At 73.7% G+C, this 9,554-nt stretch carries 8 protein-coding genes; 4 read left to right on the top strand and 4 right to left on the bottom strand.

The genetic code is table 11. From position 1 onward, the window contains the following. A partial coding sequence (locus LLG88_03505) for an MBL fold metallo-hydrolase (GenBank protein MCE5245974.1) occupies positions 1-1,213 on the bottom strand: 1,213 nt, incomplete at its 3' end. A gap of 82 nt (positions 1,214-1,295) precedes the next feature. Further along, the gene (locus LLG88_03500) at positions 1,296-2,522 is read right to left on the bottom strand and encodes a DegT/DnrJ/EryC1/StrS family aminotransferase (GenBank protein ID MCE5245973.1); all 1,227 of its coding nucleotides are present in this window, start codon (positions 2,520-2,522) and stop codon (positions 1,296-1,298) included. Positions 2,523-2,601: 79 nt separating this feature from the next. On the opposite strand from LLG88_03500, the gene LLG88_03495 reads away from it, so the two are divergent. Together LLG88_03495 and LLG88_03490 are read left to right on the top strand one after the other, a co-directional pair. Next, entirely contained in the window at positions 2,602-3,738 is a 1,137-nt protein-coding gene (locus LLG88_03495; GenBank protein ID MCE5245972.1) for a hypothetical protein, read from the top strand. Between the two features lie 148 nt (positions 3,739-3,886). After that, positions 3,887-5,149 (top strand): diguanylate cyclase, encoded by a 1,263-nt coding sequence (locus tag LLG88_03490; GenBank protein ID MCE5245971.1) that lies wholly within the window; start codon positions 3,887-3,889, stop codon positions 5,147-5,149. 81 nt (positions 5,150-5,230) lie between these two features. On the opposite strand, the gene LLG88_03485 is transcribed toward LLG88_03490, so the two are convergent. Both LLG88_03485 and LLG88_03480 read right to left on the bottom strand, forming a co-directional pair. After that, a complete protein-coding gene (locus tag LLG88_03485) occupies positions 5,231-5,725 on the bottom strand; it encodes a YkgJ family cysteine cluster protein (protein ID MCE5245970.1) in 495 nt (164 codons plus the stop codon). A gap of 32 nt (positions 5,726-5,757) precedes the next feature. Beyond that, positions 5,758-7,446 (bottom strand): amidohydrolase, encoded by a 1,689-nt coding sequence (locus LLG88_03480; GenBank protein MCE5245969.1) that lies wholly within the window; start codon positions 7,444-7,446, stop codon positions 5,758-5,760. Between the two features lie 52 nt (positions 7,447-7,498). Between LLG88_03480 and LLG88_03475 the strand changes: the two genes are divergently transcribed. Together LLG88_03475 and glnA are read left to right on the top strand one after the other, a co-directional pair. Then, positions 7,499-8,206: an HAD family hydrolase gene (locus tag LLG88_03475; protein ID MCE5245968.1), complete on the top strand. Its 708-nt coding sequence runs from the start codon at positions 7,499-7,501 to the stop codon at positions 8,204-8,206. 179 nt (positions 8,207-8,385) lie between these two features. Further along, positions 8,386-9,554, top strand: a 1,169-nt coding sequence (gene glnA, locus LLG88_03470; protein MCE5245967.1) for a type I glutamate--ammonia ligase, incomplete at its 3' end; no start/stop codon positions are given.

Below are 9,554 nucleotides of genomic sequence, written 5' to 3'. Positions count from 1 at the left end.
CCTCGCGCTCCGCGCGGTGCGCGAGCGCCGCGGCGAGCGCCTGGCGGCCGAGCGGCGGACCGTGCGCCGGGAAGTAGAGATCGATCTCCAGCTCCTGCGCCCGGCGCAGCGAGGCGACGTACTGCCCCATGTCGCCGCCGTCGCCCGGATCGATCACGATCGACGAGAAGCCGGAGAGCAGGTCGCCGCAGAGGGCGGCGCGCCGCTCGGGAATCTCGAAGATCAGGTGCCCCGGCGCGTGCCCCGGCGTGTGGTGCGCGACGATCGTCGTCCCGCCGAGATCGAGCCGCGTCCCGTCCTCGAGGTCGCCGCGCAGCGGCCCCTCGAAGCCGCGCGCGGACAGCGTCGCCGCCGTCGCCGCGTGGCAGCGCACGGGGACGCGCAGCCGCGCGGCGAGCTCCGCCGCCGCGGCGACGTGGTCCCGGTGCTGGTGCGTCAGCAGGATCGCTTCCGGCTCGGCGCCGATCCGCAGCCGCCGCGCGACGACCTCGAAGAGTCGCTCGACGTCGGCCCGCGACGCGGCGCCGGGATCGACGACGACGACTCGCTTGCCGCCGGCGATCCAGACGTTGGTGTGCGTCGCCGGAGGGAGCGTCCCCGCCTCGACCGGCAGCATCCAGACCCACGGCAGGAACTCGTTCCGCGGCGTCCGTTCCTCGAACTCGCTGACGACCGCGAGCAGCCGCGGGAGCTGGTCGAAGCGCGCCGCGCGCTCGCGCGCGAAGGCGCGCAGCAGCGGCGGCAGCGGCGGCGGGAAGTGGATCTCGCCGCGGTCCCACGCCTCGAGCGCCTCGGCCGCGAGCCAGAAGCGCAGGTCCTCGTTCTCGTCGGGCGAGGGGGCGTTCGCCGGGAGCGTCAGCCCCGGGGGCGCCGGCGTGACGAAGAACTCGGTCCGGTAGCGGATCGGATGGAACGGCGGGGTCGTCTTCACGCCGACGGAGACCAGCTTCTCGGCGCCGATCGCGATCCCCGTCTCCTCGAACAGCTCGCGCGCCGCGCAGCGGGCGTGCGCGCCCGGCGCGTCCGGATCGTCCTCGGCCTCGAGCGAGCCGCCGGGAAGGGCCCAGTTGCGCGGGAAGAAGCTGCTCTTTCCCGAGCGCAGCCCGAGCAGCACCTCCCACCCTTCGGGGCCGCGCCGCAGCACGGCGACGACCGCGCTCTCGCGCGGCGTCGGCGGCGGGACGGCCTCGATGCCGGGGATGATCTCGCTCATCGCGGTGATTCTACGCGGGGATGCAAGACGAAGGGCCGGCGTCGCCGCCGGCCCTCGTCGATCGCGCCGCCTCGGGAGCGGCTCAGGCGCGCCGCGCCTCGACGATCTTGCGGATCGCCTTGGCCACGTCGGCCATCTCTTCCGGGCCGCCGAGCAGCACGTCCTGCTTGATCCAGACGGTGTCGTCGCAGAGCCGCTCGCAGACCGGCAGGTTGTACGACTCGTACGGCACGCGGACGTACTCGCGCCACGGCCTTCCGGTCGCGGTCGGACGGTCCTCGAGCCACTTCCAGAAGTTCTGCTTGTAGACCGGCAGGGTGTAGCCCGGCCCCGCCGGAACGCCCTCGGCGTACATCGCCTTCACGAAGTCCATCTTGGCGATCTTCACCTTCTTGGGGTCGAAGCGGAACATGTAGATGTGCGCGGCGTGGGCCGTGATCCGCGGATCGGGCGTCGGAGTGGAGATCTCCGGCACGTCCGCGAGCAGCCGGTCGAGCTCGGCCATCGCCGCGTTCCGCTTCGCCTGCTGCGCCGGCAGCGCCTCGAGCCCCGCGAGGAGCAGCGCCGCCTGGAACTCGGTCAGCCGGAAGTTGTAGCCGGAGATGTCGTGCTGGTACCACTCGCCGCCGAGCACGCGGCCGCAGTTGTGGTACGACCAGGCGCGCTGGTAGACCGCGTCGTCGTTCGCGAGGACGATCCCGCCCTCGCCGGCCGTGATGTTCTTGCTCGACTGGAAGCTGAAGCCGCCGCAGTCGCCGATCGCGCCGACCGGCGTGCCGCGCCACGCGGCCATCCAGGCCTGCGCCGCGTCCTCGACGATCGCGATCTTGCGCCGCCGCCCGATCTCGAGCAGCGCGTCCATGTCGGCCGGACGGCCGCCGATGTGCACCGGCATGATCGCCGCCGTGCGGTCGGTGATCGCCGCCTCGACCAGCTTCGGGTCGAGGTTGTGCGTCCCTTCCTCGACGTCCACGAAGACCGGCACGGCGCCGACCGCGACCGCGGCCTGCGCGCTGGCCATGAACGTGTAGGGCGACGTGATCACTTCGTCGCCCGGCTTGACCCCCGCGGCGAAGAGCGCGATCTCCAGCGCCACCGTGCCGTTGGTGCAGGCCACGCCGTGCTTCGCCTTGTGCAGGTCGGCGTAGGCCTGCTCGAACTCCGCGACGCGCTTGCCGCCGATGCCCCACGCGCCGGAATGCAGGACGTCGAGCAGCGCCTGCTCGTGCTTTTCGCCGTGAACGGGCCACTTGGGCCAAGGGCGGGTCCGGACCGGAACGCCGCCGTCGATCGCCAGTTTCTCGGACATGTGTGCCTCCGTCGGCGGGATGATCCCCCGCGGGGCGCGGCCCGGCAAACCGGGACGCGGGGGCTCGTACAATGGAATCATGGAGCCAAGGATCGCCGAGGCGATGCGCCTTTTGGCGGAAGAGGCGCGCCGGCGGATCGACCGCCATCCCCACGGGCACCTCGCCCCCGGCGGGGACCCGATCCTCGCGCTCGACCTGCGCCTGCCGATCTCCGGCGACCAGGACCTTCTCGCCGCGGCGACCCGCGACTGCGACGCCGACCTCGACCGCGCGGTGGACGACCTGCTCGCGGCGGCGGAGACGTTCCGGCCGGGGCGGGTCTTCTGCCTCCGCTGCGGCGGGAGCGACTGCGCGCACGCCGCGCCCCCGTCCTCGCGGCACGTCTTCCAGGGGTTCGGCCCGACCGGCGCGCCGCGGTTCGCGGACTTCGCCCAGTTGCTGCTCGACCGGCGCGAGCCGCGGCTCGACCAGCTCTACGCCGAGCCGCCCGCGATCGTCGCCGCCGCGCTGCGCGGGCGCGAGCTGGAGCGCGAGCTGCTTCCCTCCTTCCGCGACGCGCGCCGCGAGTTCCGGGTGCTCGGCGAGGTCGTCGCCGGCTGGTTCCGCTCCCCCGCCGTCGCCGAGGGGCGCGAGGCGCTCGCCGTCTCGCTGCTGATCGTCGCCGCGCGCGCCGGCGGGCGGGAGAGGCTCGGTCTGAACATCGTCGCCGCCGGTCCGGCCGGCGAGCCGATCGAGTGGCTCCACGACCGCATGGGCGGCATCCCCTGGGCGGCGGCGGCACGTTGGGGGCAGGCGACGCTGCGCGAAATCGAGCGCGGCCGCCTCGCCGGTCCGGCGTTCGAGAGCCGGATCGAGGGGACGCTGGTCGGGGTGGCGCGCCGGATCGAGCGCGAGGAGCGGGCGCGCGGCCGGCGCACGAAGCACGCCGAGGAGCGGCACGCGCAGGGGGAGCGGCCGACGCGCATGGCGGCGCTCGATCTTTCGCGCGCGCCGAACGAGGCGGTGCTGCACGACGAACGACGCAACACCTATGTGGTGCTCGGCGAACGGGGGCGCACGCACGTCTTCAGCCTCGCCGGCAAGCTGATCACCTCGGTCCGCTACCCCGCGCAGACGATCGCGCAGCGGCGCGAGAGCGGCGTCTGGCGCGCCTCGTCGGCGGAGGAGATCGCGGCGTTGCGGGCGCGGGTCGCCGGCGACGCCGAAGGTCGCTGACGCGCGGTCCCGGCGCCCGTAGATTTCCGTTCGCCGGCGCGTGGACTTTCGTTACAGAGAATCGGGGGCAAGGCGCAGGCGACGTCGCCGGCCGAGGGAGTTCACAACCATGCAGGGCGAGGGTTCCGATGGTCGCAACGCGTCGTTCGTGACGGGGCCGATCCCGCGGCCCGCGTTCGGCGACGTGGAACGGCGGACGACCGGACCGATCCCGGTTTCCGCGGCGCCGGGGGGGCGCGCGTCGGACTCCGCGGTCCGCGCGACGGGGGGGCTGTTCGCCGTGGACGAGGCGGGAATCCTGCGCGCCTTCGACGGCCGCATGGAGCGGCTCACCGGATGGGTCGCCGCGGACGTCGTCGGGCGCGGCAAGGACCTCGACGCCTTCGGCGGCGGCGCCTCGTTCCCGCTCTACTTCGGGCGGCTGCCGCGCGTCCTCGCCCCGACGCCGACGAACCTCGTCCTCTCGCGCCGCGACGGCGCGCAGCTGCTCGTGGACGCGCTCCTCTCGCCGCAAGGGGGCGGGGCGCAGGTCGAAGTGCAGCGGATCCGCGCGCGCTTCCTGCCGCCGCTCACCGGCGACCCGGCGGACGACCGCGATCCGCTGACCCGCCTGCCGCGCGAGGCGTCGTTCCTCGCGCGGATCGACCGCGGCCTCGAGCTCTCGTCGCGCGAGGGGCGGTCGCTCTCCGTGCTGGTCGTGGACGTCGACCAGCTCGCTTCGATCAACGAACAGTACGGACGCGAGGTCGGCGACGAGGCGCTGCGCAACGTCGCCGGCGTGCTTTCGGCGACGGTGCGCCAGACCGACGCCGTGGCGCGGCTCGGCGACGACGAATTCGGCGTGCTGCTGATGGGCGCCGGGCGGGGCGACTCGCGGCAGGTCGGCGGGCGGATCCGCACCGCCGTCGAGTCGTTCGGCTTCCAGGACGCGCCGGGGATCACCGACGTCGAGGTCACGGTGAACGTCGGCGCGGCCTGCGTGCCGGCCGACGCCGAGAACGCGCCGGAACTGCTGCGGCGGGCGCGCGGCGCGCTCGGCGAACTGCATCGCCTCGGGCACGACCGCGCGTGGTGCTACGTGCGGCGGCCGCGGGCGCCGCTGAAGGCCCCGGTCTTCTTCGACGGCCCCGCGGGGACGCTGCTCGGCATGGCCCGCAACATCTCCAGTTCCGGCCTCTTCGTCGAGACCACCTCCGCCGTGTCGGTCGGCTCGCGGATCGGCCTGCGCCTGCGGCTGCCCGGCTCGCAGGCGCCGCTGCGGGTCGTGGCGCGCGTCGTGCGGCGGGTCGGCGCGGCGGCGACCACGGGCCGCGAGCCGCACGGCGTAGGGCTGGAGTTCGAGCGCTTCGGCGACGGCGACCGCCGCCGGCTCTCGTCGTTCCTGCTGCAGACGCTGCCCGAAGCCGTGTAGCGGCGCGCGGCGCTCGCCGTCGCGCGCTTCGCCCGCCCCGCGGCGCGGGCGCGCGAGGCGCGTCCGCGGCCGGGTTCGGCTTCAGCGGGCGGGCTGCTTCGCGAGGCGGGCGGCGCGGGCCTTCTTCGCCGCCTCGGAGCGGCGGCGCCGCCGCGCCTCCTTCTCCGCCAAGAACGCGTCCACGTAGGCGTCGAGCTCCTCCATCGTGCGGAACTCGTGGTCGTGGCGCGCGTCCCGGGCGAAGAAGTCACAGAGCGGGTCGCCGGGGTTCTCGCGGTTCTCGGCGAGGCCGTACTCGCGGCAGATCTTCGGCCGCCGGTCGTAGACCGTGCAGTGGTTCGCCGCGTCGAGATGGCGGCACGGCTCGTCCACCTGCAGGTACCAGTCGCCGTCCTCGACCCAGATCCAGGCGTGCCGGTGCAGGAGGTACCAGCGGATCGAATCGAAGTCGTCGGCGTCCTCCGGCGTGTCGAGCTGAAGGGCGAAGTAGCGGCAGCAGAGGGCCTCGCACCGCTCGCACGGCGGACGCTCGGCCTCGGCGGCCGCGGGAAGTTTCGGCAGGCGCTTCGTGGGCATGCGGGGGATTGTCGCGGACGAACGCCGCTCCTTCAACGCTTCGGCGCCGCTTGCCGGAAGAAGACCTGCCCGCCGATCACCGTCGCGGCGATCGGCGCCTCGGCGATCTCCCGCGGCGGCGCGTTGAAGATGTCGATGCCGAAGACCGTCACGTCGCACCACTTCCCCGGCGTCAGCTGGCCGACGTTCTCCTCGTCCCGCCCGGCGTAGGCGGCGCCCTGCGTGAACGCCGCGAGCGCCTCGACGAGCGTCAGCCGCTGCGCGGGGAGCCAGCCGCCGGACGGCGCGCCGCGCAGGTCCTGCCGCGTCGTCGCCGCGTAGAGGCCGAGCCGCGGATCGGGGGACTCGATCGGGAAGTCGGAGCCGAAGGCGAGCCGCGCGCCGGACGAGGCGAGCGAGCGCCAGGCGTAGGCGCCGGCGAGGCGCGCCGACCCGAGGCGGTCCTCGACCCACGGCATGTCGGAGGTCGCGTGCGTCGGCTGCATCGAGGCGATCGCGCCGAGGCGCGCGAAGCGCGGAACGTCGGCGCGGTCGAGGATCTGCGCGTGCTCGACGCGCGGGCGCAGGTCGCGCGCCGCGGGGTCGCGCCGCTCCGCGGCGGCGAAGGCGTCGAGCACCTCGCGGTTCGCGGCGTCGCCGATCGCGTGCACCGCCGGCTGCAGGCGCGCGGCGAGCACCGCGGCGACCTGCTCCTCGAGCTTCTTCGGCGGAACGATCCAGAGCCCCTTGACGCCGCGCGCGTCGTCGTACGGCGCGAGGAGGCGCGCGCCGCGGCTGCCGAGCGCGCCGTCGGCGTAGAGCTTCACCCCCGCCGCGCGCAGGCGGCCGGAGACGAGCGGCCCCTGCGCGAGCAGCCGCCGATGGAGATCGGACTCGAGCTTGGCGTAGGCGGTCACGCGCAGCGGGAAGCGCCCTTCGCGGGCGAGCGCCTCCAGCGCGTCCCACTCCTTGCCGTCCACGTCCATCGCGTGCACGCCGGTGAGGCCGAGCGCCGTCAGCTCGGGCGCGGCCGCCTCGAGCGCGGCGCGAAGCTCCTTCGCCGACGGCGCTGGGATCTTCGCGGCGACCAGTTCGGCGGCGTTGTCCACGAGGATGCCGGTCGGGCGTCCGTCGCTGTCGCGGTGGATCGTCCCTCCCGACGGATCCTTCGTCGCCGGGCCGATGCCGGCCGCGGCGAGCGCGGTGCGGTTGACCCAGAGCGCGTGGCCGTCCACGCGCCACAGCGCGCAGGGACGCCCCGGCACGATCTGCTCGAGGCGGTCGGCGTCGGGCCAGGCGTGGTCGGGCCACTCGTTCTGGTCCCAGCCCCGCCCCTGGACCCAGCGGTCGTCGGGATGGGCGGCGGCGAACTTCTCCACGCGGTCGAGCGCCTGCTCGACCGACGTCGTCCCGGCGAGATCGACCCGCCGGCGCGCCAGCGCGTAGCCGGCGAGGTGGCCGTGCGCGTCCACCAGCCCCGGCACGGCGACGACGCCGGGAAGCTCGCGCACCGAGCCGCCGCCGGCGATCAGCTTGGGGATCTCGGCCTTCGAGGCGAGGGCGACGATCCGCCCCTCGCTCAACACGAGGGCGTCGGCCCAGGGATGGGCCGCGTCGCCCGTCCAGAAGCGGGGCCCGACGAGGATGTTCGGCTCGGCCGCCGGCGGCGTCTTGGTCCGCGAACAGCCCGTCGTCGTCGCCATCGCCGCCACTCCCCAGACCGCCAACGTCAGCCAGCGCATCGAATCCTCCCCGAACGTTCGATTGTAGCCGCGCGCCGCCTAGAATCGGCGCATGGAGACCGAAGCGATGCGCACGGCGGTTCTTTTCGACATCGACGGAACGCTGCTCAAGGCCGGCGGCGCGGGACGCGAGGCGCTCGCGCGCGGCGCGGCCGCGGCGTTGGGCGTGACGCTGGACGAGGCGCGCGGGGCGACGCTGCAGATGGACTTCCGCGGCCGGATCGACCCGGTGCTGGTGCGGGAGCTCGCCGGCCGGCTGGGGCACGACGGCGAGAGGGCGGCGGAGCGGATCACGTCCGCCTACCTCGCCGCGCTCCCCGGGACGCTGGCCCGGGCGGTGGTCGAGGTGATGCCCGGGGTGGTCGATCTGGTGGCGCGGCTCGAGGCGCGCCCCGGCACGCTTGTCGGGCTCTTGACCGGCAACGTGCGCGAGGGGGCGCGGCTCAAGCTCGGGGCGGTCGGCCTCGAGCGGCTGGCCGAGCGGCCGGGCGGCTTCGGGGCCGACGGCGGCGACCGCGGCGAGGTCGCCAAGGCTGCCGCGGCGCGGGCGCGCGGGCTCGGCGTGCCGGCGGAGCGGGTCTTCGTCGTCGGCGACACCGAGCACGACGTCGCCGCGGCGCGGGCCGGCGGGATGCGGGCGGTGGCGGTCGCGACCGGCTGGACCGACGCCGCGACGCTCGCGGCGAGCCTCCCCGACCTGCTCCTCCCCGACCTCGCCGACCACGCGCCGTTCCTCGCCTTGCTCGACAGCGAAGGATGATGCGACGCCATATCGTCCGTTATTGTTCGCATCATGCAAAATGACGCCGATTGCGGAGTCATGTTGCAGAGAATTAGCCACGCATAGGGTTGACTGCCGTCAAATGTGACTTATCGTTGCCCAATCACGGCGCAGCGCGCGCACGGTGTGTACGCCGCGCGGGCCGAAGGAGGGCGACGATGGCGAGGTCCGAAGCGGAGTCCCGGGCCATCCTGCGGGACGAAAAGATCCGGTTCCTGCGGCTGGTCTTCACCGACATCCACGGCGTGGTCAAGAACGTCGAGGTCCCCGACCCGCAGTTCGACAAGGCGCTGGCGGGCGAGATCATGTTCGACGGGTCGTCGATCGAAGGGTTCGTGCGGATCCAGGAATCGGACATGCTGCTCAAGCCGGACCTGGACTCGCTGCGGATCTTCCCCAGCGAAGGGGGCGACAAGGACCGGATCGCGCTGCTGATCTGCGACGTCGCGAACCCCGACGGCGGCCCGTTCCTCGGCGACCCGCGCGGGGCGCTGCGGCGCGCCGTCGCGCAGACGAAGAAGCTCGGCTACCGGGCGATGATGGGCCCGGAGGCCGAGTTCTTCCTCTTCCAGCGCAACGCCGACGGCTCGCCCACGACGAACACCCACGACCAGGGCGCCTACTTCGACCTCTCCCCGGTGGACCGCGGCGAGGACGCGCGGCGGGACATCGTCAACATCCTCGAGAAGATGGGATTCGAGGTCGAGGCGGCGCACCACGAGGTCGCCCCCGGCCAGCACGAGATCGACTTCAAGTACGCCGACGCGCTCGTCACCGCCGACAACCTGATCGTCTTCAAGCAGGTCGTCCGGATGGTCGCCCTCGCCCACGACCTGCACGCCACGTTCATGCCGAAGCCGCTCTACGGCGTCAACGGCTCGGGGATGCACACCCATCAGTCGCTGTTCACCGCCGAGGGGAAGAACGCGTTCGACGATCCCGCCGGCGAGTGGGGCCTCTCGACCGTCGCGCGCCGCTACATCGGCGGCGTGCTGGCCCACGCCAAGGCGCTCTGCGCGGTGACCAACCCGATCGTCAACTCGTTCAAGCGGCTCGTGCCCGGCTACGAGGCGCCGACGAACATCGCCTGGTCGGAGCGGAACCGCAGCCCGCTGGCCCGCGTCCCCGCGCGCCGCGGCGTCGGCACGCGGGTGGAGGTCCGGATGCCCGACCCGTCGTGCAACCCGTACCTCGCCTTCGCGGCGATGCTCTGCGCCGGGCTCGACGGCATGGACAAGAAGATCGACTGCGGCCCGCCGGTCAACAAGGACATCTTCCAGATGAGCGAGCGCGAGAAGCGGCGCCTCAGGATCGAGAACCTGCCGGC

The sequence above is a fragment of the bacterium genome (assembly GCA_021372775.1).
Lineage (GTDB): Bacteria > Acidobacteriota > Polarisedimenticolia > J045 > J045 > JAJFTU01.
Note: the sequence above shows the minus strand (reverse complement) of the source record. Positions and strands in the feature narration are given on the sequence as shown.

Bases quoted from the DNA above. Each gene is read 5' to 3' on its own strand.
- LLG88_03500 (MCE5245973.1), bottom strand. From the start codon at position 2,522: ATGTCCGAGAAACTGGCGATCGACGGCGGCGTTCCGGTCCGGACCCGC.
- LLG88_03480 (MCE5245969.1), bottom strand. From the start codon at position 7,446: ATGCGCTGGCTGACGTTGGCGGTCTGGGGAGTGGCGGCGATGGCGACG.
- LLG88_03475 (MCE5245968.1), top strand. From the start codon at position 7,499: ATGGAGACCGAAGCGATGCGCACGGCGGTTCTTTTCGACATCGACGGA.
- LLG88_03485 (MCE5245970.1), bottom strand. From the start codon at position 5,725: ATGCCCACGAAGCGCCTGCCGAAACTTCCCGCGGCCGCCGAGGCCGAG.
- LLG88_03495 (MCE5245972.1), top strand. From the start codon at position 2,602: ATGGAGCCAAGGATCGCCGAGGCGATGCGCCTTTTGGCGGAAGAGGCG.